Source organism: Brevibacterium oceani (assembly GCF_013623835.1).
Lineage (GTDB): Bacteria > Actinomycetota > Actinomycetes > Actinomycetales > Brevibacteriaceae > Brevibacterium > Brevibacterium oceani.
The window spans coordinates 49,908-74,893 of sequence record NZ_JABKDE010000010.1; the positions used below are offsets into that span (position 1 = coordinate 49,908).

At 66.7% G+C, this 24,986-nt stretch carries 19 protein-coding genes and 1 riboswitch; of the genes, 8 read left to right on the plus strand and 11 right to left on the minus strand.

Annotated features, from left to right (window positions below):
* Positions 1-106 precede the first annotated feature (106 nt).
* Entirely contained in the window at positions 107-973 is an 867-nt protein-coding gene (locus tag HK401_RS18515) for a glycerophosphodiester phosphodiesterase (protein ID WP_181276130.1), read from the plus strand.
* A 92-nt stretch (positions 974-1,065) separates the two neighbouring features.
* Here HK401_RS18515 and HK401_RS18520 read toward each other — a convergent pair whose 3' ends face one another.
* Both HK401_RS18520 and HK401_RS18525 read right to left on the minus strand, forming a co-directional pair.
* Positions 1,066-1,518 carry a pyridoxamine 5'-phosphate oxidase family protein gene (locus HK401_RS18520; RefSeq protein ID WP_181276131.1) on the minus strand — a complete coding sequence of 151 codons (453 nt, stop codon included), beginning with the start codon at positions 1,516-1,518 and terminating at the stop codon, positions 1,066-1,068.
* A 201-nt stretch (positions 1,519-1,719) separates the two neighbouring features.
* On the minus strand, positions 1,720-2,772 hold the full coding sequence (locus HK401_RS18525; RefSeq protein WP_181276132.1) for a hypothetical protein: 1,053 nt from the start codon (positions 2,770-2,772) through the stop codon (positions 1,720-1,722).
* A gap of 100 nt (positions 2,773-2,872) precedes the next feature.
* Here HK401_RS18525 and HK401_RS18530 point away from each other — a divergent pair, with 100 nt between their 5' ends.
* The gene (locus HK401_RS18530) at positions 2,873-5,428 is read left to right on the plus strand and encodes a thioredoxin domain-containing protein (protein WP_181276133.1); all 2,556 of its coding nucleotides are present in this window, start codon (positions 2,873-2,875) and stop codon (positions 5,426-5,428) included.
* Positions 5,429-5,511: 83 nt separating this feature from the next.
* Here HK401_RS18530 and HK401_RS18535 read toward each other — a convergent pair whose 3' ends face one another.
* Complete coding sequence (locus HK401_RS18535) at positions 5,512-6,465, minus strand: TetR/AcrR family transcriptional regulator (protein ID WP_181276134.1); 954 nt, start codon at positions 6,463-6,465, stop codon at positions 5,512-5,514.
* Positions 6,466-6,600: 135 nt separating this feature from the next.
* Between HK401_RS18535 and HK401_RS18540 the strand changes: the two genes are divergently transcribed.
* Complete coding sequence (locus HK401_RS18540) at positions 6,601-8,067, plus strand: MFS transporter (protein ID WP_181276135.1); 1,467 nt, start codon at positions 6,601-6,603, stop codon at positions 8,065-8,067.
* Between the two features lie 18 nt (positions 8,068-8,085).
* Here the strand turns inward: HK401_RS18540 and HK401_RS18545 are convergent, their stop codons facing one another.
* From HK401_RS18545 to HK401_RS18570, 6 genes are all read right to left on the minus strand, one after another.
* Positions 8,086-9,780 carry an ABC-ATPase domain-containing protein gene (locus HK401_RS18545; protein WP_181276136.1) on the minus strand — a complete coding sequence of 565 codons (1,695 nt, stop codon included), beginning with the start codon at positions 9,778-9,780 and terminating at the stop codon, positions 8,086-8,088.
* A gap of 309 nt (positions 9,781-10,089) precedes the next feature.
* Complete coding sequence (locus HK401_RS18550; protein WP_181276137.1) at positions 10,090-10,869, minus strand: amidohydrolase family protein; 780 nt, start codon at positions 10,867-10,869, stop codon at positions 10,090-10,092.
* Positions 10,870-10,977: 108 nt separating this feature from the next.
* Complete coding sequence (locus HK401_RS18555) at positions 10,978-11,391, minus strand: thioesterase family protein (RefSeq protein ID WP_181276138.1); 414 nt, start codon at positions 11,389-11,391, stop codon at positions 10,978-10,980.
* Positions 11,388-12,086 carry a TetR/AcrR family transcriptional regulator gene (locus HK401_RS18560; RefSeq protein WP_181276139.1) on the minus strand — a complete coding sequence of 233 codons (699 nt, stop codon included), beginning with the start codon at positions 12,084-12,086 and terminating at the stop codon, positions 11,388-11,390. The genes HK401_RS18555 and HK401_RS18560 overlap by 4 nt, the downstream gene beginning before the upstream one ends.
* Before the next feature lie 300 nt (positions 12,087-12,386).
* The gene (gene thiC / locus HK401_RS18565; RefSeq protein ID WP_258234329.1) at positions 12,387-14,282 is read right to left on the minus strand and encodes a phosphomethylpyrimidine synthase ThiC; all 1,896 of its coding nucleotides are present in this window, start codon (positions 14,280-14,282) and stop codon (positions 12,387-12,389) included.
* A riboswitch (TPP riboswitch) is annotated at positions 14,278-14,386 on the minus strand. It overlaps the preceding gene by 5 nt.
* Before the next feature lie 323 nt (positions 14,387-14,709).
* Complete coding sequence (locus HK401_RS18570) at positions 14,710-16,017, minus strand: M18 family aminopeptidase (protein ID WP_181276140.1); 1,308 nt, start codon at positions 16,015-16,017, stop codon at positions 14,710-14,712.
* 136 nt (positions 16,018-16,153) lie between these two features.
* Between HK401_RS18570 and HK401_RS18575 the strand changes: the two genes are divergently transcribed.
* Positions 16,154-17,752, plus strand: a complete 1,599-nt coding sequence (locus HK401_RS18575) for a DUF1684 domain-containing protein (RefSeq protein WP_309136045.1) — start codon at positions 16,154-16,156, stop codon at positions 17,750-17,752.
* A 103-nt stretch (positions 17,753-17,855) separates the two neighbouring features.
* On the opposite strand, the gene HK401_RS18580 is transcribed toward HK401_RS18575, so the two are convergent.
* Complete coding sequence (locus tag HK401_RS18580; RefSeq protein ID WP_181276142.1) at positions 17,856-19,826, minus strand: M13 family metallopeptidase; 1,971 nt, start codon at positions 19,824-19,826, stop codon at positions 17,856-17,858.
* A 73-nt stretch (positions 19,827-19,899) separates the two neighbouring features.
* Between HK401_RS18580 and HK401_RS18585 the strand changes: the two genes are divergently transcribed.
* Together HK401_RS18585 and HK401_RS18590 are read left to right on the plus strand one after the other, a co-directional pair.
* The gene (locus HK401_RS18585) at positions 19,900-20,502 is read left to right on the plus strand and encodes a low molecular weight protein-tyrosine-phosphatase (protein WP_181276143.1); all 603 of its coding nucleotides are present in this window, start codon (positions 19,900-19,902) and stop codon (positions 20,500-20,502) included.
* A 56-nt stretch (positions 20,503-20,558) separates the two neighbouring features.
* Positions 20,559-21,194, plus strand: coding sequence for a copper resistance CopC family protein (locus HK401_RS18590; RefSeq protein ID WP_181276144.1), 636 nt, complete (start codon positions 20,559-20,561; stop codon positions 21,192-21,194).
* Positions 21,195-21,461: 267 nt separating this feature from the next.
* On the opposite strand, the gene HK401_RS18595 is transcribed toward HK401_RS18590, so the two are convergent.
* A complete protein-coding gene (locus HK401_RS18595) occupies positions 21,462-22,754 on the minus strand; it encodes a PQQ-dependent sugar dehydrogenase (protein ID WP_309136046.1) in 1,293 nt (430 codons plus the stop codon).
* 163 nt (positions 22,755-22,917) lie between these two features.
* Here HK401_RS18595 and HK401_RS18600 point away from each other — a divergent pair, with 163 nt between their 5' ends.
* Both HK401_RS18600 and HK401_RS18605 read left to right on the plus strand, forming a co-directional pair.
* The gene (locus HK401_RS18600) at positions 22,918-23,865 is read left to right on the plus strand and encodes an ABC transporter substrate-binding protein (protein ID WP_181276145.1); all 948 of its coding nucleotides are present in this window, start codon (positions 22,918-22,920) and stop codon (positions 23,863-23,865) included.
* A 116-nt stretch (positions 23,866-23,981) separates the two neighbouring features.
* Complete coding sequence (locus HK401_RS18605) at positions 23,982-24,968, plus strand: LLM class flavin-dependent oxidoreductase (RefSeq protein WP_181276146.1); 987 nt, start codon at positions 23,982-23,984, stop codon at positions 24,966-24,968.
* Positions 24,969-24,986: the final 18 nt, after the last annotated feature.

A 24,986-nucleotide genomic window follows, 5' to 3' on the forward strand; every position in this document is an offset into this window, starting at 1 on the left:
CTGGCCGCCACAGCACCACCCGTCCACCCGCTGAGCACAGTGCGATCGGCCGCGCGCACCGACGCTCGATCCCCACCCTCGCCGTTTCCGCGGAGGAGTTCTGAAAATGCCCATCACCCTCATCACCCCCACCGCCGGATCCGCCCCCCGGCGATCCGCAGATCTAGCCGACCATGGCGCCGACCTCGCCGAATCCACTCGCCACCGTGTCCCGCCCCTGGTCATCGCACATCGCGGCGCGTCCGAAGACTGGCCGGAGAACACCATACCCGCGTTCATGGCCGGCATCGACCAGGGCGCGGACATGATCGAAACCGATGTGCACATGAGCGCCGACGGCGAACTCATCATCATGCACGACACCACCGTCGACCGCACCACCGACGCACGCAACCTCTATCCCGGGCGCATCGACCGGTCGATCGCGGCCATGAATGCCGCCCAGATCGCCACCCTCGACGCCGGGCGATGGAAGGGTGAGCAGTTCGCCGGCATCGGTGTGCCCCGCCTCGCCGAGGTGCTCACCCTCGTCCACGACACCCGCACCGGCCTGCTGCTCGAGGTCAAGCACCCCGAACGCTACCCCGGAATCGCCGAGGCGATCGTTCAGTCCCTGCGGGCCGTGCCCAATTACCTGGAGCGGGCATTGGCCGCCGGCATGCTCGTCGTCCAATCCGCCAACTGGGCGTTCATCGACGAATTCCACGGTCTCGCGCCCGAGATCCCCGTCGGCATCCTCGGTCGGCCGTGCCCTGACGAACTCCAGGACTTCGCCGATTGGGTCGACCAGATCAACCCGGAGTTCCGTGCCGCCGACGAAGGCTTCCTCACGTCCGTCCACGAGCTCGGCATGTCGAGTCTCGTGTGGACTGTCGACGACTTCGGCGAGATGGAGCGGGCCATCGACGTCGGCGCCGACGGCATCATCACGAACATCCCCGACCGCCTCGTCGAAATCGTCGAAGCGCTGTAAAGGAAGCTCTGTCAAGGACGTGATTCCGGTGGGCCTCGGAAGTCTCCCCCCTACGGCTCGGAATTCTCAGCGTGCCGAGCGCTCGGCGGGAGTCACTCCTGTGGTGCGCGTGCGACGTGACTGAGCGCTGACTCCCAGGTCGAGGCATCGGTCACGGGGAAGCGGCGACCGGTGACCACCTCGGCGAGGATGCGGATGAAGTGATTCTTGGTTCCCGCCTGCAGCGGTGACACATCAAGGGAGACGGTGTCGCGGAGCTCCTCTGGGGCGCCGATCTCCTTCGCCTCGCCCTTGACGACGACGCTGAACGCGGACCCCGACTCGATGCCGTCGATCTCGAAGGCGACGCGCGGGTGACGGCGGATGGCGTCGATCTTCGTGCCGTCGCCGGTGCGGATGACGAGCGCGGAATGTTCGACGGTGAAGTTCACCGGGAAGATCTCCGGGGCATCGTCGACGATGACGGCCAGGCGTCCGACGGAGGTCGCCCGCAGGCGTTCCCAGCAGTCCTTGGCCTCGAGGTCCCAGGTTGATTCGGCGTTCACGGTCGGCCTCCCATCCGTCGGCGGCGGGACCGGGGATCGGCTCCCTCACCGCGATTTTTACATAGTGTAGAAGAAGGGGGTGGGCGAGGGAAGAGGGTGCCGACAATCGGGATCTGGAGTCTCAGGGGCGTGTGGTGTCGGGGACTTGGGTACTGGCGGGTGCGCGTGCGGCGGGGCGCGCGGGCTCAGGGATTTGTGAGCTCAGTCGGACTTGTCCGGGGTACTGCGGCGGCTGGTCACGGCGTCGAGGGTGACGATCGCGAGCACGAAGGCGCCGAGCGTGAAGAGGATCATTCCCAGCGCCCATGCGGGGTAGCCTCCATCGGTTCCGAGGGCGGAGCCGATGGCAATGGACGTCGACGTCAAACAGAAGTAGAGACCGCCGGAGACCGTGAGGAACGTCAGCGTATGCGCAAGCTTCGGGGGTGCCTGCTTCGGCCTGGAGCCTACGACCGGATCAGGGGTCGGCAAGGCGCGTGACTCCGCGACGGCGCGGAGGGCGAAGACGGCGGCGACCGAGCCGACCGCCGCGGCGATCGCATTGGGGACATCAAACCAAGACCACAGCCCAGACCTCGTCGCCCATTCCGTGAACTGCGAGTACGGCAGGTAAAGCGGCACCGTGCGCGCCAGCCAGACGGCGATCGTCATGGCCGCCGTGATGAAGAGGACCGTCGCGGCCGTCTTGCCGTGACGGCGAGCTCGGGCGTCGAGTTCGGCGACCGCGGTGGTTGTGGCTGTGTCGGTGGTGCTGTCGGTCGTGGTGCCGTCGGCGGCGATTGCGACGGGCGTGACTCGAGAAACCGTGACGGCGAGGACCTGGGCGATGATGAGCGGATAGGCCAGGTCGGCGACGAAGACGGTCGCCGTGAGGATCGCGAGGAACGGGACATCGCCCTCGAAGCCGTCCGAGGCGAAGATCGATCCCAGCCCGGCGAGCACGAAGTAGAAGACCGTGATGACGATGAAGACGCTGCGCTGGATCGACCTCAGCTGCCGTCCGACGACGATGGCGGCCGCGCCGGCGATGATGAACAGCACGAGCCGAAGCAGGTCGAAATCGCTGGCGCCGGTGAGTCCGGTGAGTCTGGTGGGAGCGGTGAGGGCAACTGCCTTCGCTCCGATCCACGCCGCGATGAAGACGACGAAGGCGACGACCGTGATGGACATGCCCGTGCTGCCCATGGCTGTCGGTGCGGTGGGAGGGGTCGCCTCGTGGGCGGTTCCCGTGGTCTCGTTCGGGGTCACGCTCATGATTCCATCATTCCATAAAGCCAGTTTCCTTGCTTTTTGGGGTGGCGGCGATTGTTGCTCTGCCCTCGCGTGCGCCGGTCCGAAGTGAGACGCTGGGGCCATGCCGAATGAACTCGCCGCTTCGACCAGCCCGTACCTGCGCGCTCACGCCGACAACCCCGTGGACTGGCGGATGTGGAGCCAGGAACCCCTCGCCGAGGCGGCCCGCCGTGACGTGCCCCTCCTCATTTCGATCGGGTATTCCACCTGCCATTGGTGCCATGTCATGGCGCACGAATCCTTCGAAGACGAGGCGATCGCAACACTGATGAACGCACGCTTCGTGCCGATCAAGATCGATCGCGAGGAGCTGCCGGACATCGACTCCTATTACATGAACGCGCTGCAGGCGATGACCGGGCAGGGTGGTTGGCCGATGACGATCTTCGCGACCCCGACCGGCAGCCCCTTCTATGCTGGCTCCTACTTCCCGCCCGCTCCGCGCGGGAACCTGCCCGCATTCACCCAGGTCCTCACCGCTGTGTCGCAGACGTGGACCGATCGCCGCCCCGAGGTCGACCAGATGACCAAGCGCATGGACCGCGGCCTGGCCGAGATGGCCGATGCCGTGACGAGCGCTCTGCCCGCCGAGGCGGCCGCCGAGTTGCTCAGTGCCGACGAGCTCGATTCCGCTGCCGCTGCTCTCCTCGATTCCTACGATCCGGCCTGGGGCGGGTTCGGCGCGGCGCCGAAGTTCCCGCCGATGATGAACGTCCTCCAGCTCTTGGCGGCGTTCGTGCGACTGGGTGGGACCGCCTCGGCGAAGGAGGACGGCAGCGACGCGACCGCGGTGAAGCTCGCGGAGGGCGCAGGCGCCTCGACGAATGGGTCGGCCGACGGGCTGAACAACCGAACGGCTGACGAGTCGGAGACTCATCCCGTGGAACGGGCGCGGTCCGAAGGGCGGTTGGGCTGGCTCGGCGCTGATGGGCACCTGAGCGGCGAACTCGCCCTCGACTGCCTCATCGCGGTCCGCAGCACGCTCGCCAGAATCGCCTCGGGCGGCATGCGTGACCAGGTGCGCGGCGGGATCGCGCGCTACAGCGTCGATCGGCAGTGGTTCGTGCCGCACTTCGAGAAGATGCTCTACGACAACGCCCTCTACCTGCGCGCGGTGACCGCGTGGGCGAAGGTCGAACGCGCCCTGGATCCGGCGTCGAAATGGCTGGCGCTGGCCGAGCGGGAGATCGCCGACACGGCGAACTTCCTCATCAGCGACCTGTCGACCGAGGATGGGCTGATCGCCGCGCTCGACGCCGATTCGCTCAACTCGGCCGGGGTCGCTGAGGAGGAGGGGGCGGCGTATGTGTTCACGCCCGAAGAATTCGCCGAAGCCGGACAGGCGGGCCTGCTCGGCCTCGTCGATTCGCCGGCCGGCGCTGAGCTGTCGGGCCAGGTGGTCGCGGCCGTGCGCATCATCGACTGGCTGGGCATGGAGGATGTGCCCTTCGACGCCGCGCACCCCGCGCCGTGGGACATCGCCGACACCCGGCGCCAACGGGAGGTCCTCGACGAGATCCGGGCCCGGCGTGCGCAGCCGGCCCGCGACGAGAAGATCATCACCGAGTGGAATTCCTTAGGTGTCACCGCCCTCGCCGAGGCGGCCCTGTACATGGGCGCGGGTGCTGAAGATCCGCGTGGTGTGGATGGTGCCCAGAGCTCGCGGGCAGTTGATGGTGTCGCCGGAGATTCGAGTGGGGCGGAAGGTATCGCCGAGACTGAGTCGTGGGGGAGAACCGCACTGCGGTTCTGGACGGCGATGCGTGCGCGCTTCATCGGGGCAGTTGACGATGGTACGGGTGAAGACGGTGCGGGTGGCGAAGTCACGGGTGATGGAGGAGCAGCGGACCCGAACGGCGACGGGGCAGCGGATTTCGACATCCGGCGCAGCTTCACTGGCGGCAAGGCCGGGCCCGGGCGCGGGGGACTGGCCGACTGGGCGCAGTTCATCACCGCTGGAATTACGGTTCGGCAGCTCCGGGGTGGGGCCGCCTCGGTGCCGGTGGAATTCCTGACCGGGACGATCGCGCGGATGCTCGACCTCTTCACCGCGGGCGAACCGGACGAAGTGCTCGAGGTCGTCGATTCACTCGGTGACGGAATCATCGATGTGAAGTCGGCGGACCCGGTGGACAACACGGTGCCCTCGGGCCGGTCGGCCGCCGCCGAGGCGGTGCTGCTGCTCGCCGAACTCGGGGTCGAGGCGGGCGGGGCCGATCGTGGGACCGGCGCTGCCGGTAATGGCAGTGCCGGTGACGACGTTGCCGAGTCAGGCGGGGTTGAGCCGGTGACCACCGGTCGGCTGCTTGAGGTGCGCGACCGGTTGCTCGGTGTCTATCGGGCGCTCGCCGGACAGGCCCCGCGCGGCTGCGGCCACGCCCTCTGGCAAGCCGAGCGTGCGCTCGGCCCGGTTCGGGTCGCGACCCGCGAGACGGAACTGCGCAATGCTGCCGCGCAGCACCCATCGGTGACTCTGCTGACGGACTCGACCGGGGTGCCGGGGCCAGACGGAGACGAGGTGGACGTCCCCGCGGGGACGGCGATCGTCTGCCGGGGCACGCAATGCTCCCTGCCGGTCGGAACGGTCGCCGAGCTCACGGCACTGTTGGACGGGTAGGCGGGGCAGCCTCGGCGATCTGGGTCAGGTTTCGTGTGCTCGCTGGTGTGGCCGGTCGGAATTCGTGGAGCCGATTCGGCGGCTCAGCTCCAGGTGAGCCGTTCGATGCCGGAGAGGACGAGGTGGAGTCCTACGATGAACTCGGACTTCGCATCGAACTTCGCAAACTCGCCGAGGACGGAGTGGACGAAAGGGAACTCTTGCTCATCGAAGCTTGACCAACGGTCGATCTGCTCGGCGAATTCGGCATCGGCGTCGTCCATCGCGTCTCTGTCGATCGCTCCTTGCGAGACTTCCGCGCCCATGCCTGAGGCGTAGTTGACCACGGCCAGCGAGGCGTGGAACTGGGTCGTGAGGTCGAGCTCGGTGCGCTGGAGCGCCTGGCCGACCCGCTCCCAATAGGTCAGCGAGTTCGGTTCGTCCGGCCCCGCCTTGATGAGCTGTCCGGCGAGCCAGCGATGTTCGATCATCTGGACGAACAGGCAGAGAACGAGGCGGCGGATGTCGGCCAATGCCTCGGCCGTGTCCTCGCTCGTCGCCTCGCCCAGATCGATCCCCGGATAGTCGGCGAACATCGAGGGAGTCGCCTCACCAGCATCGATGAGCTCATCAGCATCATCGAGGGCGCGCCCGAGCAGTTCATCGGCGACGATCGCCATGAGCTCGTCCTTGCCCGAGGCATACCAATAGAGGCTGGCCACGCCGCTGTCGAGCTGAGCTGCCAGCCCGCGGAGAGTCACCTTCTCCGCGCCGACGGCGTCGAGCGTGGCGATCGCCGCCTCGATGATCTGGTCGAGGGAGAGCGAAGCCCGCGCACGCGGCTGCCTGCCGCCGCCTCGGCGACGGAGATCCGCACGGTCTGCACCGCGTGCTCGAGCTGCCACTCCGCGAGCCTGGGCCGCTGCCCGGCGAGCCTGCCCCGTTTCCCGGGCCTGAGCTGATCGCTGGATCCGCGCCGCCCGGGCGGCGCGTGGATCGGGTCCGGCGAATCGGGGATCGGGTCCGCTGCCTGGGCGCCGAGGTGTGTCAGAAGCCATGGTCCGAATCTACCGAGGGACTTGCCAAGTATCAAACAACGTTCTATTCTCGAACATAGTTCGACTGACTCGAACAACGTTCCATAAACGAACGACGTTCGATGAATTCCCTCCCTTCGATCTGAAAGGAACGCTATGACTACTCCGATCCCAGCTCCCGGCGCCGTGGAGACTCCGTCGCGCAAGCCGCAGAGTCTCCGCGCCGCCTGGCCCGCTCTCGTTGCCCTGTGCCTGACCATGCTCGTCGAGATGGTCGACAACTCCATCCTCAACATCGCGCTGCCGACGATCGGCCGCGACCTCGGTGCCTCACCGACTGATCTGCAGTGGATCGTCGGCGCCTACTCGCTCACCTTCGGCGGCCTGCTCATGGTCGGCGGCACGGTGGGTGACAAGCTCGGCCGACGGCGCATCCTCCTCGTCGGGCTCGCTCTCTTCGGCCTCGCCGGACTCTCCGTACTGCTCGTGACCACCCCGGCCCAGCTCATCATCGTGCGCGCCCTCTCGGGAGCCTTCGCCGCCTTCATCGCCCCGCTGACGATGTCTCTGATCTTCCGACTCTTCGATCTCGACGAGCTGCGCAACAAGGCGATCGGCCTCATCATGGTCGTGTCGATGATCGGCTTCGCGCTGGGCCCGACACTCGCCGGACTCGCCATCGCCAGCTGGCCGTGGCAGGCTCTTCTCGTGCTCAACGCACCCGTGGCGGCAATCGCCTGGCTGGGTGTGCGCTTCGGCATCGCCCCCGACGACCCCGCTGATCGGCGGACCGGCGGAGCCGACGTCCCCGGCGCTGTGCTCTCGGTCGCCGCACTCGGCTTCCTCCTCTACGGCTTCACCGCGGGAGTCGAGAACGGCTGGACCGCCCCGCTGACCATCGCCGTCTTCGCCGCCGGCGTCCTCTCACTGGTGGGCTTCATCTGGCGCGAGAAGACCGCGGCCGATCCGATGCTCGACATGAAGCTGCTCGCCCTGCCGACCGTCAGCGGTTCGGCGATCCTCCAGACCGCGACGATGATCGCCATGGTCGGCGTCATGTTCGTCTCCACCCAGCTCTACCAGTTCGCCTGGGGCTGGACGCCGTTGCAGGCCGGGCTCGCGAACCTGCCGTTCGTCGTCGGCATGCTCGTCGCCAGTCCGTTCGTCGACCGTGCCGTCGCGAAGTACGGTCACCGCGCCACGTCCATCGGCGGCGTCGGCCTCGTCCTCATCAGCGTCGTCATCTGGATCTTTGCGCTCTCGCACGGATTCCTCTGGTGCGCGATCGGCATGCTCATCATGACCTTCGGCATGCGGACCGTGATGACCACCGGTGCCGTGGCTCTCGTCGGCGCACTGCCCGAGACGCACACTTCGATCGGTTCGGCGCTCAATGACACCGCGCAGGAGCTCGGCAATGCCGTGGGCGTGGCGATCGTCGGCACCATCATGGCCACCGTGCTCGGCTCGACGCTGCCGCAGGGTGCCTGGGATTCGGCGATGGTCGCCGGCTTCATCCACTCCCAGCAGATCTCGTTCACCGTGCTCGCCGGCATCGTCCTCGTCCTCGGGTTCATCGGCGCACGGACGCTGACGAACTCGAAGGTCACCGAGGATCACTGAGGCCTTCGAAGTGCCGGTTCACTCCACGAGGAGCAACTCGCGGTAGCGATTGAGCGCGGAGGCGATCTCCTGAGCGCGTGGTCGGGTGATGTGCCCCGGGTGGTCGCGGTGACCCGTGAGCCCGTCGATGCCCTGCTCGTCGAGCATCTCATCGATCTCCGCCAGCGCCTCGGTGATCGCGGTCCGACCGTCGAAGATCTCCGCAAGGTACTCGAGCGCCTCGGCGACTCCCGCCGTCTGCTGGGCATCGACGATCTGAGAGACGGCGAGGAGATCGATGAAGGCTCTGCCGAACTGGATCCGATCCGTGCCCTTGGCCCGTGCGGACTTCGTCTTCGATGCCGGCCGCAGGGCCTTCGCCGTCGGAATCCGCAGGGCCGGCTGGCGGACGGAACCGTCATCCGTGACGGTGAGTGCGTCGGGGTCGACGCCCACGAGCTCGTGCGCCTGCTTCGTGACGTCGTGCGGGACGTAGGCGTCGAGGGCGATGACATGGTCGGCGACTTCGAAGAATGCGCTCGAGCCGCCGGCGACGAGCACCGTGGACACGCCCCGACGGTCGAGCAGCGGCCGGACCCTGTCGACGAACGGGGTGATCGGCTCCCGTTCGGCGGGGATGAGGGCGCGCATCCGACTGTCTCGGATCATGAAGTTCGTCGCCGAGGTGTCCTCGTCGATGAGCAGCGTGCGCGCGCCGACCTCGATCGCCTCGACGAGGTTGGCCGCCTGCGAAGTCGATCCGCTCGCATTCGTCGTCGAGAACGTTCTCGTGTCAGTGCCGGATGGGAGATTGGCGATGAAGGGCGAGATGTCGTCTCCGGTCACTGCTCGACCGTCTTCGGCGCGGATTGCGGTGGCGCCGGGGTCGGTGATGACCCATTCGCGCCCGTCTCCGGCGATGTGCAGATGGACGCCGCGTTCGAGTGCGCGCAGGATCGTCGATTTGCCGTGGTAGCCGCCGCCGACGATGACGGTGACCCCGCGGGGGATCCCCATGCCCGTGAGGCTGCGACCGCTCGAGAGTTCCACCGTGTGCTCGAGTTCGGGTGGAGAAGCGAACGGGACTGCCTGCTCCGGGTTCATCGGTTCGTCCGAATCGCCTGCGCTGCGGGGGAGAATCGCGCCGTTGGCGATGAAGCCGACCAGGCCGGCCTCGCCGAGGTGGTCCCGCAGTTCCAGCTGATCGCGGTGGAGCTGCACGTGCTGACGGAGACCGTCGATGCCGTCGCTCCATTTCTCACACAGGAACATTGCACGAGCAAGGTCCGGCAGATCCCGGGTGAGGAGATCGGCGGCACGATGTCCGAGGATCCTTCGACCGCGAGCGGGCAGATTGACCAGCAGCCGCGCCTCGACGCCGGCATCGTCGATGCGCACGTTCGTGCGCTCAAGCACCTCCTGACCGGGGCGGCCGAGGATGATCGCCTTCCGATCGAAACGTCCCAGCGCGGTATTGCCGGCACGGAGCAGGTAGTCGGCCGCGGCGATGCGGTCCTGCCGATCAGTGATCAGCTCGGGCGGAAGCTTCGCATCGGCATGCTCGATGCGCACGCGCACCTTCGACGGTGAGGCGAAAGGGTCGGCCTGGACGCGGTTGACGAACAGGGTGACTGGTCCGAACCGGTAGCGCCCGCGGATCTGCTTGAGATTGCCGTAGCTGCGGCCGTCGAGTCCGTGCAGTGTGTCCGCGAGATTCGATCGTTGGGAGCTCATCCCAGCCATGCTACGGGATGTACCACCCACAATTGCCAGTCATACGGAGCCTCGGCTCGGTGCTCGTGATCGAAGGCCGCTGTTCGACGACTGGTGTCCGGTGCTCGCTCAAGGCGCAGCGCGGATGTCGACTCGTTGACCGTTCGAAAAGTGCGCGCCGCCTTGAACGAGCGGCAAGAGCGGTTCGGGGGCGAGAAATGTGCGCTTCGGCTTGAACGAGGGCTCGAAATCAACGCGCTTCGCGGGGTGCTCGTTGCCCAGACTGAGGGCCCAGACTGAGGGCCCAGACTGAGGGCCCAAACGGAGAGTTCAGGCTGAGGCGGCCTCGCCGAGGTAGAACGCCGCTGCGTTGCCCCAGAACACGGCGTCGGCCTCGTCAGGGGTGAGGACCTCGCGGATGATCTCGAAGTCGGAGTCGGCGAAAGGCCGCCTCGCTCGGGTCGACGGCAGGTCGGTGCCGACCATGAGCGCACTCGGGTCGGTGTCGACGATGCGCCGGACCACCTCGGCGGGGTCGAGCTCCACCCGTCCGAACCCGGTGGCCTTGACCTTGACCCCCTGTTCGACGAGCGGCAGGAGGTTGAGCAGTCCGTCGGCATGCATGCCGAGGTGATCGATGCTCACCGCCGGCAACGCGGCGATCTTCGCGCTGAGGTCTTCATCGCTCGTGCGCGCGTCGATGTAGAGCTCGGAGTGCCAGCCGACGAGGTCATGGACCCGACGGGCGAAGCGGTCGAGGTCGTCGAGGGTGGCGGACCCACCGCGGGCGACGTTGAAGCGCAGCGCCTTGACCCCGGCCTCGTCGAGCGACCTGATGACGCCGTCGCTGGTCTCCGGGGGCAGCTGGGTGACTCCGACATAGCTCGAACCCAGCGCCTGCAGGGCCTCGACGAGGCAGCCCTGATCGAAGCCCTGGAACGATCCCGAGACCACGGCACCGCCGGCGATGCCGAGACCGTCGATGCGAGCCTGGTAGTCGGCGACCGTGAAGGGATCGGGCATGAAGCCGTTGTTCTCGATGAGCGGGTGGCTCGGATCGATGATGTGCAGGTGGGAGTCGAAGATCGGCGCGTGCGCGGGAGTGGTCATCGGCGGGGCTTTCTGTAGGTGTGGATGGAGTCGGCAGGCGGTGAAGCGGTCCGTCCTGGTGGAAGGGTGTGCCCGTACTCGCCCGAGGTGGTCTGCGTCAGTTCTGTGTCAGCCGGTCTGCGCGGCGATGCGCTCATCGAAGCGTGACCGGCTGACGATGCCGCGCTTGTGTGTGCCGACGCTGATGACGGAATGCTCGTCGCGGGCTTCGACAGCGAATTCGAGGCTGCGGCGATCCGCGTGCGTCACGGTGACATCGATCGTCACCATCGACCCCGGAACCGTGGGGGCCTGATGGGTGAGGTCGACGTGGGTGCCCAGGGTGAGATCATCCTCGCCGAGGTGGTCCTTGATCGATTCGACGCATGCCCATTCGACGATGGCGACCATATAACCGGTGGCGAGGACGTCGGGCATCTCGGCGAACCCGGGTGCCTCAGGGAGGATGTGCGGGACGGTCCTCTCCGGCGGGACGGTGTACTCCATGCGGTGCGTGAGTCCGGCGGCGAGTGCATCGGTCATCGAGTCTCCTTTGTTGGTGATGTTCTGGCGGCCGTTGTGGCTGGTGAAGCGGCTGGCGAGGTGGACGTCGAGTGTGTGACGGGAGTCGTGGTTGGAGCGGCGGTGGTGGTCGAAGCGGCAGCGGCAGCGCTCGGTCGGGCCGCGTCGATCATCGTCGCTGCGACCCGGCGGGCCTCAACCATCGCCGTCCGGTCACCGGCGGTGATGACCCGCGCGTTCGCTCCGTCGACGAGGAACATGAGCGCCGATCCCCATCGCTGAGGGTCGTCGAGGCCGTCGGCGGCGGCGAGCTCAGCCAGGGTCGACTGGAGCCAGGTTTTGTAGGCGGCGATCTCGGCGCGGGCCGGGTGGTTCGGGTCTGGCAGCTCGGCGGCGGCGATGGTGAAGGGGCACCCGCGGAAGCCCGGTTTGGCATGATCCTCGATGAACCAATCGAACAGGGCGAGCACGCGACCGCCGGGGGAGCTAGCCGAGGTTGCGAGAACCTCGGCGATGGCGGACTCAGACGTCTCACGCCGGCGTCGCAGCACCTCGGCGATGAGCCCCGACTTCGACCCGAAGTGCGCGTAGAGCGTCGGCTTCGACACCCCAGACTCCGCGACGATGCGGTCGACACCGATGGCGTTGACACCTTCGGCGTAGAAGAGGGCAGTGGCGGTCTGAAGAATGCGCTCGCCCGATGGGGACAGGTCCACGCTTTGAACTTACAAGTCTGTAAATTCTGCGGTCAAGCCGTACGAGGTGTGGTGATGGGGAAGGTGCGGCGACAAGGTGCGGTGCGTCGACTAGGTGCGGCGAAGCGACGAAGCTCGATGAGGGGGTGAGGTGCGCAGTATTCTCCTGTCTGTCGCTCGTTCAAGGCGCAGCGCGGTTGTCGATTCGTGCACCGGTCGACAGATGCGCTGCGCCTTGAACGACGTTGGGAAGGAGCCGCGAGTCCGAGGGAGCGGTCCATATCCGCGCCACGCCTTGAACGAGGTGGGCAGATCTCGCGCTCAGCTCTCGTCGGGGCCGATCGTCGGTTCGGGGAGGTAGACCTTGCCGCCCGAGGCGAGGAACTCGCGGCTCTTCTGCTGCAGCCCCGCCAAGGCCGCCTGCGCCTCGGCGCTGCCGTAGGTGTCTCGGATGTCCTGAGAGATGCGCATCGAGCAGAACTTCGGCCCGCACATCGAACAGAAGTGCGCGGTCTTCGCCGGTTCCGCGGGCAGCGTCTCGTCGTGGAACGCCTCGGCGGTCTCCGGATCGAGGCCGAGGGCGAACTGATCACGCCACCGGAACTCGAACCGTGCCTTCGACAGCGCATCGTCCCTGGCCGTCGCGCCCGGGTGGCCTTTTGCCACATCCGCGGCATGCGCGGCGATCTTATAGGTGATGACCCCGGCCTTGACGTCGTCGCGGTCGGGCAGGCCGAGGTGCTCCTTCGGGGTGACATAACAGAGCATCGCCGTGCCGTAGCGGGCGATCTCGGTCGCCCCGATCGCCGAGGTGATGTGATCGTAGCCGGGCGCGATGTCGGTCACCAGCGGACCCAAGGTGTAGAACGGCGCCCCGTGGCAGAGCTCCTGCTGTCGTTCGACGTTCTCGCGCACCATGTGGAGCGGAATGTGTCCTGGCCCCTCGACCATGACCTGGACGTCGTGAGCCCACGCGCGTTCGGTGAGTTCGGCGAGGGTGTCGAGCTCGGCGAACTGGGCGGCGTCGTTGGCATCGGCGATCGAGCCCGGCCGCAGCCCGTCGCCGAGTGAGAACGCGACGTCGTAGCGGGCGAAGATCTCGCACAGCTCATCGAAGTGGGTGTAGAGGAAGTTCTCTTCGTGGTGCGCCAAGCACCAGCCGGCCATGATCGATCCGCCGCGGGAGACCATTCCGGTGACCCGATCGGCCGTGAGGGGCACGTAGCGCAGCAGCACACCGGCATGGACGGTCATGTAGTCCACGCCCTGCTCGCACTGCTCGATGACGGTGTCTCGGTAGATCTCCCAGGTCAGCGCGTTCGCATCACCGTCGACCTTCTCCAGAGCCTGGTAGATCGGGACCGTGCCGATGGGGATGGGGGAGTTGCGGATGATCCACTCCCGGGTGGTGTGGATGTCGTTTCCGGTCGAGAGGTCCATGAGGGTGTCGGCGCCCCACTTTGCGGCCCATCGCAGCTTCTGCACCTCCTCGGCGATGGAGCTGGTGACGGCGGAATTGCCGATGTTCGCGTTGATCTTGACGAGGAAGGCCTTGCCGATGATCATCGGTTCGGACTCGGGATGGTTGATGTTGTTCGGGATGATCGCACGGCCGGCGGCGAGCTCCGAGCGGACGAGCTCGACTTCGCACTGCTCGCGCAAGGCGACGAAGCGCATCTCCGGGGTGATGACGCCCTGGCGGGCGTAGTGCATCTGGGTGACCGTCCGCCCCTGCTTGGCACGGCGAGGAACCGGTTTTCGACCCTTCCACTGCTGCGAGGGCGCACCTCGGCGGACGGCGGCGCGTCCGTCATCGGCGATGAGGTGGCCGCGGGCTTCGTAGGTTTCGCTGTCGAGGCGGGAGTCGATCCAGGGGAACCGCAGCGCCGGCAGTCCCTCCTCGGGGACGCTGCCCGGACCGACGGTGCGGTAGACCTCGACGGGGTCGTTGGCCCGTCCGTTGGAGTCATCGAGTTCGATGCGGGTGACGGGCACGCGGATGTCGTGCTCGGTGTCTTCGAGCCACGCCGGAGAATGCGTCGCATACTGCTCGAGGGTGAACGGTTCGCGGGCCTCGGATTCCGCAGTGGTGTTTTCGGAGGCTGCTGGGCCATCGAGCGGCGCGGATGCATTGTGCAAGGTGGGGTCTGCCTGTGGGTCGGACGCGGTGCGCGAAGTCGTGGCAGGGGCAGTTGTTTCAGGGGTGAATGCAGTCATCTGCAGTCCTCACTTCCTACGCCGGTATCAACCGGATCAGGTTCTACGGTCTCGGACGATCCAGTCCGATCTCAGCCCTTGCAGTGGGCTCCCGTGGGGTCGTGCAATTCGTATCACGACTGCTGTGATGAGGACAAACTCGGCGGAATGGGCGGGGCAGTTCGAGCAGTTCGTTCGGCCCGCGCCGCTCGTTCAAGGCGGAGCGCACTTGTGGAGCCTCGCACCGTTCGACAGAAGCGCTTCGCCTTGAACGACGGTGGCGAGTTCGATGAGAAGGCACATATCCGCGCTGCGCCTTGAACGACGCCGCATGAGCCTCGATCAAGCGGGCGCGCACACTTCGGCTCGTTGGCCTATCGACAGAAGTGCTCCATCTTGAACGACGCGCGTGGGGCGGGCGTGCCGAAGCGGTGGGGCAGAAATCTGGTCAGGCTCCCTGGAGGAACGTCTTCGCGACTGCGCCGAGGGCGACGACGTCAGAGACCGCGACCATCTCGCGGGCCGAATGCATCGAGTACAGGGCCGGCCCCACGTCGACGGTCGTCATGCCCAGACGTGTCGCCGTGAGCGGGCCGATCGTCGACCCGCACGGCATTGCATTGTTCGACACGAAGTCCTGGTATTCGACCCCTGCCGCCGCGCACGCCCGCGACCACACCGCCGTGCCCACGGCATCCGTGGCATAGCGCTGCTGAGCATTGAGCTTGAGCAGCGGACCACCGCCGAGGCGGGGGCGGACATGCGGATCGTGCCGTTCCGGATAGTTCGGGTGGGCGGCATGCCCGGCGTCCGAGGACACGCACACCGAAGCAGCGAGAGCGGCGAGGTAGTCGCTGCGCGTCGAGTTCGGCAGCAGGGAGGCGATGATGCGCTCGGTGACGTCGGCGAGGAAAGGCCCGCACGCACCCGACCGCGAGTTCGACCCGATCTCCTCATGGTCGAAGGCAGCGAACAGGGCGATGGCATCGAGGCGATCCGCATCGACGTCGGCCAGCGCGCTGACACCGGCGTGGACGGACAGGAGGTTGTCCAACCTCGGCGAGGCGAAGAACTCCTCACGCGCACCGAAACGGCCAGACTCCTGGGCCGGGATCGTGTAGACGTCGTGTCCGACGACCGACTCAGGGTCCACCTCGGCGGAGGCGGCGAGGAGGTCGATGACATCGGCCTCGGCGAGGTCGGCCAGGCCGATCACCGGCGCTGTGTGGCGCTGCTTGTCCAAGGTCAGACCATCATTGACCTGTCGGTCGAGGTGGATGGCCAGCTGCGGGATCCTGGCGATCGGGCCGGTGCGGGCGAGCACGACACGACCGTCGGCGAGGCTGAGGCGGCCGGCGAAGGCAAGCTCGCGGTCGAGCCACGAGTTCAGCAGCGGTCCGCCGTAGATTTCGACGCCGACCTGGCGCACGCCCTCGGCGATGTACTCCTCGCCGGGTTTGAGTTTGAAGGCGGGGGAATCCGTGTGGGAACCGAAGACGCGGAACCCTGGGACAGCCTCGGCGGTGGTCGTGGGGTTGATCCACGCGATGATCGCGCCGTCGCGGACGACGTAGTGCCCGGACCCGGGCGTCAGCGCCCAGGTCAGCGTTTCGTCGAGGCGGGAGAACCCGGCCGCATCCAAGCGTGCGGCAACCGTGGCGGCCGCGTGATAGGAGCTGGGGGAGGCGCTGACGAAGTCTGTGAGGTCGGCGACCGTCTGCGCGGCGGTGTCGGGGCTCGGGTGCGATTCACTCATTTCCCCAGCCTATCCTTTGCGGTAGTTTGGATGACAAAGGGTTGTGTCCCAGGCGCCGGGTTCTTCCGGATTCGGTGCCTGCGGCGGGCGATCCCCGACCCGGTGACCGCGGCAGCGACAGCAAGGAGTGTTCGACGTGAACCAGTTCGTGACTGAGTGGAACACCTGGCGCGACTCACGAAACTCGGCACTGGCGAAACCCTTCGGCTGGCTCAGCGTCGTCGGACTCCACTGGCTCGACCAGGAATCGACGTGGCCCGGCGCTCCCGGTACTTTCACGCTCAGCGACGGCTGGGTCACCGTTGCCCTCGAGTCCGGCACCAAGGCCGGACCAGCCGCAGAGACCTTCGACCTCATGAGCCGGGCGGGTGGTGGTGCCGGGAACGGCGGTGCGGCCGGCGGGAACGGTGCCGGCGGTGCCGGCAGCGGGAACAGTGCCGGCGGCGGGGTGACCAGGGCGACGAGCCCGTCTGTGCCCAGCGACACGTCGACTATGCCGACCGTGACCGAACGGCTCGCCGCCGAAGACGGTGCGGAACCCGCGCCCGAACGCCCGCAGGTCCGCGTCGAGGACAACGGCTTCAGCGCTCAACTGCCCGCCGGCGGATCGCTCAACTGGTTCACCGTCGGCAGCGTGCTCTACGAACTCATCGATCGGGGCGGGCGCATCGGCGTGCGCGTGCGCGATTCGAAGTCACCGCTGCTCGGCAAGTTCTTCGAGGTTCCTGCCTTCGATCCGGACCCGGACTTCGTCTTCCTCGGACGGTTCACTCGCTTCGACCCCTTCCCGACCCACACGATCGAAACCGCGCAGGAGGACCTGCGGCTGCAGACCCAGGCAGCCGGAACGGTGACCTTCGAGACCAAACAGGGCGAAGTCAGCCTGCTCGCCACCGGATGCCCGAAGACTGGGCTCCAGTTGGACTTCCACGACGGCACCAACGGCAAGACCACCTCGGCGTGGCGGACCATCGACCTCGGTGTGCCGAATCAGGACGGTTCGCTCGTCATCGATTTCAACCGCGCGGTCAACTACCCGTTCGCGTTCACCTCGTTCGCCACCTGCCCCGCCCCGATCGAGGGCAACGTCGTACCATTCGACGTCACCGCAGGTGAGCGGCGTCCCCCGTTCTTCTATTCGGAGGCCGGGATCAACGTCCCGTTCCTGTTCTACGTCTGGTGGGACGAAGACAGCGCCGAGGTGACCCGTCCCTGGTACTCCCGCTTCGGCCTCGACATCACCATCCTCAACCCCGCCCAGGACGAGGAGAAGGTCTCGCTCGTCGGCTTCGACGGGGTCGCGATGTCCGGTGGCGACCTCGCGCCGCTGGGTCGCAAGGCGCGGTCGCGACTCATCGACGTCGCCACCGAGGCGCTGACCTCGCGGATCCCGGTCATCGGGATCGGCGCGTACTCCGCGTTCGTCATCCAGGCTCAGCGGGAGCTGCGCTCTCAGCAGGGCTACGACGACGGCATCGACGTCGAATACGAGGCGTCGGCGGATCGGCTGCTCATCGTGATGAACCACGAGCTCGAACCGACGAAGGCCGGCTTCGAGGTCGTCCACGAGGACGCCAGCGGACTGCTCTATGTCGAGATGCCCTTCGATATTCCGCTCGAATCCGAACGCACCGAGGTCGAGGAATTCGCCGCGGCGATGGAGGCCAAGAGTCCGATCACCAGCTGGCAGGAATTCGACTACCGCATGGTCGCGCTCATCCGCCACCACCGGTGACCCACGGGCGCGAGACGCGCCCACGCTCCACCCCCCCCCCAGAACCACCTGACGGCGGCCCAGCAACCTGGCGCAAGGTTGTTGGGCCGCCGTCAGGTAGCAATTACCAGATGGTGACTCGGTCGGCGGGGTCGAGATGCATTCTGTCGCCCTCTGCTACCTCGTAGGTGTCGTGGAAGGCCGTCATGTTCTTCACGACCTGGTTGCAGCGGAACTCCTCCGGCGAGTGCGGGTCGATCGAGAGCCTGCGCACGCGCTCTTCGGTGCGCATCTTCGACCGCCACGCCTTCGCCCACGCTTCGAAGAACGTCTTCGCCTGCTCCGCCGACGGGGCCACCGGCACGCCGGGTGTCCCGGCCCGCTCACCGAGTTCGAGCTCGAGCGCCTTCCACCCGATCGACAGACCACCGAGGTCGCCGATGTTCTCGCCGACCGTCAGCGCCCCGTTGACGTGCTGGCCGGCATCCAGTCCGGCCGGCACCAGGGCTCCGTACTGGTCGATGAGTGCGTTCGTGCGCTCCTCGAACAGGGTCCGATCCGATTCCGTCCACCAGTCGACGAGGTTGCCGTCACCGTCGTAGCGCGATCCCTGATCGTCGAAGCCGTGCCCGATCTCGTGGCCGATGACCGCGCCGATCGCACCGAAGTTCGCCGCCACGTCGCCCTCGGCGTCGAAGAACGGCGGCTGCAGGATCGCGGCCGGGAAGACGATCTCGTTCATCACCGGGTGGTAGTAGGCGTTGACCGTCTGCGGGGTCATCAGCCATTCCGAGCGGTCGATCGGCCCGCCGATCCGCTTCACCTGCCGCACATGCTCGGCCTGCGAGCAGCGACGCACGTTCCCGACGAGGTCGGAGGCGTCGATGGCGGCCGGGTATTCCCGCCACACTTCGGGGTAGCCGACCTTCGGCGTGAACTTCGAGAGCTTGACCAGCGCCTTGTCCTTCGTCTCCTCACTCATCCAGTCGAGGTCCCGGATCGAGGCGTCGTAGGCCTTGATGAGCATCCCCACGAGGTGGTCGATGGCGTCCTTGGCCTCGGGCGGGAACTCGGCTGCGACGTAGAGTTTGCCCACGGCCTCACCGAGGTAGCCCTCGACGAGGCTGACCCCGCGCTTCCAGCGTTCCCGCAGGGCCGGAGTGCCGGAGAGGGTGCGGGAGTTGAAGTCGAAGTTCTCCTCGACGAACTCGTCGGAGAGCAGGGAGGCGGTGTCGGAGACGACGACGAAGCGCAGCCACGTCTTGATCGTCTCGAGGTCGGTCTCGGCCCACACCTTCGCCATGCCCGTGACGAACGAGGGCTGGGAGACCACGAGGTACTTCAGGTCCGCGGCATCGGCGGTGAGGATACCCAGGTACGAGTCGAAGTCGAACTCCGGACCGAGGTCGCGCAGCTCGGCGATCGAGTACTTGTTGTAGGTCTTCTCCGCATCCCGGCAGGCCACCCGGTCCCAATGGTGGCGGGCGATCTCGGTTTCGAACGCCATCACCTTCGCGGCCACCTCGGCGTCGGAGATCCCGGACTTCTCACCGAGCCCGGCCAGCGCGGCGATCTTCTGCACATGCGCGAGGAACTTCGCCCGCACCTCGGCGTGGTCGTCGTTGAAGTAGTAGTCCTCATCGGGCAGGGAGATGCCGGCCTGGACGAGGTAGAGGGCGTAGACGTCGGAGTCCTTGGCATCCGCGGTGACGTACCCGCCGAGCACACCCCCGATTCCCTCGGTCTCGAGCCTGGCCAGCAGGGCCGCGAGCTCCGACTTGTCCTCGGCGGCGTCGATGGCCGCGAACGTCGACTCCAGCGGTGCGACGCCGAGTTCATTGATGTGGTCGACATCCATGAACGAGGTGTAGAGGTCGGCGACCTTCTGGCCCTCGGTTCCGGGTTCCTGCGGGGTATCGGAGACGGAGGTGATGATGTCGCGGACCTTGGTCTCGGCGGTGTCGAAGAGCTCCCGCATCGCTCCGTCACCGGCGCGGTCGTCGGGGATGGTGAAGGAATCGATCCACTCACCGTTGATGTGCCGGTAGAGGTCGTCCTGAGGCCGAATCGCGCTGGATGAGGTTTGAGAAGTCATGGTCCAACAGTATCGTGATCGGTGGGCGATCCGCGCTGAGAATCCGCGGCGCAGCATCGATGAGGAGGAGCGAATGAGTATGGCATCCGTCGTGTTCGTGTGCACCGGAAACATCTGCCGGTCCGTCACCGCCGAACGCGTGCTCGAACATCATCTTGCCGTCAACGGCGCCGAGGCGGTCGTCGACTCCGCCGGAATCAGCGACGAGGAGGCCGGCAACCCCATCGACCCACGTCAGGCGCGTGTGCTCGCCGCCGCCGGCTACCGCACCGATGATCATGTCGCCCGCCGGATCACCCCCGAATGGCTGGCCGACCGCGATCTGGCCGTGGCGATGACCGCCCGCCACTACCGTGCCCTGAAGCGGATGATCGCAGATCTGCCCGCCGAGGCGGCCCCTGAGCTGCGGATGCTGCGCGAGTTCGATCCGCGGGTGACCGACGCCCCCGGTGCGGGAGGCGATGCGACCGCGGGCGGCGTCGGTGAGGGCGGGGCCGCCTCGGCGAGCGTCGACGGGGTGCCCGCCTCCGACGGTGCACCTGCCCCCGACGTCGAGGATCCGTGGTACGGGGAATTGAAGGATTTCGAAGAAACTCTTGAGACAATCGAGGTGTCCGTGCCGGGAATCACCGACCGACTGTATGCGTTGGCGGCGGCCTCTCGGCGATACTGGTAGGCAGAAGCGTGTCGGCCCGGCCGATAACCCAGGTACGCCTTGAAGGAGAATCTCTCATGACTCGATCCGCCGCTCGAACGAAGTGGTCCGCTCTCAGAATGGGCTTCGCCGCTGTGCTGGTGGCAGCGATGAGCGTGTTCGCGTTTGCGCCCGCCGTCAGTGCGCACGACCAGCTGGTGTCGTCGAATCCCGAGGACGGGGCCGAACTCGATCGGCAGCCGGAGTGGCTCGAGATGACCTTCTCCGGCAACATCCAGGAGGTCGGCTCCGAGGTCACCGTCGTCGTCGACGGCAAGGACGTCTCCGCTGGTGAGCTGACTGTTGAGGGCAAGAAGCTGTCGGTCGCCCTGCCCGATGACCTCAAGCCCGGCGACTACAAGGTCACCTGGCGAGTGGTCTCGCAGGACGGCCACCCGATCTCCGGGGACTACTCGTTCACGATCAAGGACTCCGAAGGCGCCGGCGGTTCGGTCGAGGAATCGACGAAGGCCGGACTCGGCGGCGGAGTCGTCGACGAGCCGGGCAAGAACAACGAGGACCGCGGCGAGATCGGCGAATCCACCGGCAGCGATTCCGGAATGTCGACGCCGATGATCGTGCTCCTCTCTGTCGGCGGCCTGGCGATCATCGTCATCGTCGTCCTCCTCATGCGCCGCAAGTCCAAGGGCCTGCCCGGCACCAAGGGCGACTGAGGCACTGCTGCCGCGGCATCACCTGTCATACCGCAGTATCACCGTTCACGAGGCCCCGAACGCAGCTCGCGTTCGGGGCCTCGGTGCATCTGCGGGGTTTTCGGAGGGCGTCTTGCTGCTCGTTCAAGGCGCAGCTCATCTGTTGAACCGTGCACCTATCGATAGATGAGCGTGCTGTCGAAAGGCGGGCCGATCGACATACACGCACGCTTGAACGAGGCGTTGGTGAGGCGGCATCGACCCCGTCACGGGGCGAAGCGCAGCCCGTCACAGGGCGAAGCGCAGCAGTCGGTCGTCGTCCGGGCCGGGGTCTCCGCGGCCGTCGGTGTTGTTCGTCAGCACATACAGTGAACCGTCGGGAGCCTGCACCACATCGCGCAGACGGCCGTATTCTCCGGTCCACAGCGCAGTGGAGTCGGCGAGGTCGTCAAGGGCTATTTGGTGCAGGCGTTCACCGCGCAGCCCCGCGATGACGATGGACTCCTCGGTGACGGCCAGTCCGCTGGGGCTCGCTTCGTCTGTCGACCACTGCTGCACCGGGTCGATGAATTCGCCGTCGCCCGCACGGCCACCGGACCCTGTGCCGCCGCCGTTCGTACCGCCATCGGTGCCGCCATCGTCACCAGCGGTACCGCCGCCACTGTCGCCATCCTCGGCGATGCCTTCGACCTCGGGCCAACCGTAGTTGCCGCCTGGCTCGATGACGTTGAGTTCATCCCACGTGTCCTGCCCGAATTCCGCGGCGTACATCGTGCCCTCGTCATCCCAGCCGAGCCCCTGCGGGTTCCGGTGGCCCATGCTGTAGACGAGGGAATCGCCGAAGGGGTTGTCCTCTGGGGTTTCGCCGTCGGGCGTCATGCGCAGGATCTTCCCCGACAGGGCGTCCTCGTCCTGCGCACTGTCACGATCGCCGGTGTCGCCGAGCGTGGCGTACAGCATCCCATCGGGCCCGAAGGCCAGGCGCCCGCCGTTGTGGAAATTCGCCGTGGGCAGTCCGTCGACGATCGTCTCTTCCTCACCCAGCGACAGATCTCCCGCCTCGCCGAGGAGGTCGAACCTGACGATCCGATTCTCCGTGCCGGCGGCGTAGAAGGCATAGAGTCGGTCGTCGTCGACGGCAAGACCGTGAAGGCCGGCTTCGCCTCCCGCGGAGACCTCGTCGATGCGACCGATCTCCCGCGCCTGCCCGCCACCTGAGATCTCGAGGATGCGTCCGGAATCGCGCTCGCTGACCAGGGGCGTTTCGCCGGTGAAGGCGACCGACCACGGGGCATCGAGCCCGGTGCTGACGACCTCCGGTGAGTCGGCATCCGGTGCTCCCGCAGCGGAATCCGATCCCGACCGCGTGCTTGACGACCCGGAGTCGGCCCCCGCCGAGGTGGCTCCCGGCTCGCGTCCGTCCCGATCGTCGGTCTCGCCGGAGCCCGTAGAGCAGGCCGTGAGCAGGGCGGTCACGGCGAACGCGATTCCGGTGAGTCGGCTCCGGCCCGGTGTCCGGCGGTGCCGGCCAGACCGCAGAGAAGGCTGAGCGGATCGATGCGGGTACGCCGTGGATTCCACGGTTCCTCCTGTGCGTGAGGGCCAGTACCGTCCAGCGTATCCTCTCGGGGTCGTGGAGAGAATGGCCGGCGGCTCGGCGAGCGGCCTCCTCTTGTCGGACACGCGCCCGTCCGCTAGGTTTCAGGTTAGCCTGACCTAAAATGCTCCTGAGAGAGGGATTGAGATGAAGAAGTCAGTCGGTGCGTTCGTATCGGTGCTTGTCGTGGGATCGTTGGCGCTGGGCGGGTGCGGCAGCTCCGCCGCCGATGAGGCAGACGAATCGGCAACGATCACCGTGCCGACAGGTCGGGGCGAGGTCGAGGTTCCGAAGGATGCGAAGCGGATCGTGGCGATCAACGCGGCTGCTGCCGACACGGCCGCAGCGCTGGGTCGCAAGCCGGTCGCAGTCGCGGGGGTAGTGGCCACCGGATCGAACGGACTCTATCCCTGGGAGCAGGACCTCCTCGGCGATGTCGCCGATGACTCGCTCGTCGACGGGCAGTCGTTCGCGGTCAACGTCGAGAACGTCGCCGATCTCGAGCCCGACCTCATCCTGGCAGCACCGTGGAATGTCACCGACGATTCGGTGTACAAGCAGCTCTCGGCCATCGCCCCGATCGTCACACCGGATTCCGATGCGGCCAACCCTGACTGGGACGACACCGCGAAGGCAGTCGGCACGGCACTCGGAAAGGACAAAGAGGTCGATGATCTCATCGACAAGACGAAGCACGACCTTGAGTCCGCCGGTGACGAACTCGGCGTCACGGGTAAGACGTACCAGCTGATCTCCCCGCAGAAGGGCGATATCTACTTCGGCAACGCGAAGCCGCTCGAACTCTACGGACTCAAGCCCGGCAAACACCAGACGACCGACGAGGTCAACAACGCTGCGCTGTCCACGGAGAAGATGAACGAGCTCGATGCTGATTACCTCTTCATCTGGCCCCTCGACGATGACGGCAAGAAGCTCGTCGAAGACAACCCTGCATATGAGGATCTGCCGTCGGTGAAGAACGACTCGGCGATGTTCATCGACGAGAACTTCGCCGCAGCGATCAACGCGGCGAGCCCCGCCAGCCTCGAATGGCTGAACACCGAGAGCGGCATCGAGGACATCCTCAAGAAGTGATCGGTCGCGGTCGCCGGTCGCACGCGGAATAGAACTGTCGCGGTGGACTGTTGCCCTGGTCGGACGTTCTCTTCGCTGAGGGCGTCCGGCATCCACCGGTCGAAAGGCCCCGCACCGTGTCCGTTCCGCTGAATATCCTCGACCTCGTCTACATCCGCGACGGATCCACCGCTCGTGAGGCGATCGCGGAATCGATGACCTCGGCGAGGCTGGCCGACGAACTCGGATACACGCGGCTGTGGTTCGCCGAACACCACAACACAATGGGGCTGGCGGCCAGCGCCACGGCCCTGCTCATCTCGCAGGCCGCCTCGGTGACGGAGAAGATCCGGGTCGGATCCGGCGGGGTGATGCTACCCAACCATGCCCCGCTCATGGTCGCCGAGCAGTACGGAACGCTGGCGAACATCCACGGTGACCGCATCGACCTAGGCCTCGGCCGGGCGCCTGGCACGGACGCGATGACGGCGCAGGCGCTCGCCCGATCCTCGGCAGAACCGCAGGACTTCGCGCAGAACATCTACGACATGCAGGGATGGTTCTCCGATACCGGGCAGGCCCACACCACTCCGATCAAGTCCGCCGTCTCGGCGGGGATGGACGTGCCGATTTGGGTGCTCGGATCGACGATGAACGGAGCCTCGATCGCCGGCCAGCTCGGTCTGCCGTTCTCGCTGGCCTCGCACTTCGCGCCCGACCAGATCGACATCGCGATCAAGACGTACCGCGATTCCTTCACCACCGAGGCCCCGACCGCGCAGATCGACGAACCCTATGTCATGGCCGGAATCAACGTCATGGTCGCCGACACCGACGCCGAGGCGGCCCGCCAGGTCACCTCCGTCCAGCAGATGTTTAACGACATGCGCAGCGGGCGCAGGCGGTCGCTGCAGCCCCCGGTCGACCCGGCCGAGATTGCCGCGCAGGGCGGAACCAGCCCGATGCTGGCGATCAGCGCTGTCGGCTCCCCGGACACGGCGACCGCGCAGATGGCCGAGTTCGTTCAGCGCACCGGCGCCGATGAACTCATCACCGTCACCTACGCCTATGATCCCGAGGTGCAGCGGCAGTCCCTGCGGCTGCTCGCCGACGCCTGGTTCTGACGACGCCTGGTTCTGAGA

Coding starts and splice junctions, on each gene's coding strand:
- HK401_RS18535 (WP_181276134.1), bottom strand. CDS start 6,465: ATGGCTTCTGACACACCTCGGCGCCCAGGCAGCGGACCCGATCCCCGA.
- HK401_RS18530 (WP_181276133.1), top strand. CDS start 2,873: ATGCCGAATGAACTCGCCGCTTCGACCAGCCCGTACCTGCGCGCTCAC.
- HK401_RS18585 (WP_181276143.1), top strand. CDS start 19,900: ATGAGTATGGCATCCGTCGTGTTCGTGTGCACCGGAAACATCTGCCGG.
- HK401_RS18570 (WP_181276140.1), bottom strand. CDS start 16,017: ATGAGTGAATCGCACCCGAGCCCCGACACCGCCGCGCAGACGGTCGCC.
- thiC (WP_258234329.1), bottom strand. CDS start 14,282: ATGACTGCATTCACCCCTGAAACAACTGCCCCTGCCACGACTTCGCGC.
- HK401_RS18540 (WP_181276135.1), top strand. CDS start 6,601: ATGACTACTCCGATCCCAGCTCCCGGCGCCGTGGAGACTCCGTCGCGC.
- HK401_RS18515 (WP_181276130.1), top strand. CDS start 107: ATGCCCATCACCCTCATCACCCCCACCGCCGGATCCGCCCCCCGGCGA.
- HK401_RS18550 (WP_181276137.1), bottom strand. CDS start 10,869: ATGACCACTCCCGCGCACGCGCCGATCTTCGACTCCCACCTGCACATC.
- HK401_RS18545 (WP_181276136.1), bottom strand. CDS start 9,780: ATGAGCTCCCAACGATCGAATCTCGCGGACACACTGCACGGACTCGAC.
- HK401_RS18580 (WP_181276142.1), bottom strand. CDS start 19,826: ATGACTTCTCAAACCTCATCCAGCGCGATTCGGCCTCAGGACGACCTC.
- HK401_RS18555 (WP_181276138.1), bottom strand. CDS start 11,391: ATGACCGATGCACTCGCCGCCGGACTCACGCACCGCATGGAGTACACC.
- HK401_RS18600 (WP_181276145.1), top strand. CDS start 22,918: ATGAAGAAGTCAGTCGGTGCGTTCGTATCGGTGCTTGTCGTGGGATCG.
- HK401_RS18525 (WP_181276132.1), bottom strand. CDS start 2,772: ATGAGCGTGACCCCGAACGAGACCACGGGAACCGCCCACGAGGCGACC.
- HK401_RS18590 (WP_181276144.1), top strand. CDS start 20,559: ATGACTCGATCCGCCGCTCGAACGAAGTGGTCCGCTCTCAGAATGGGC.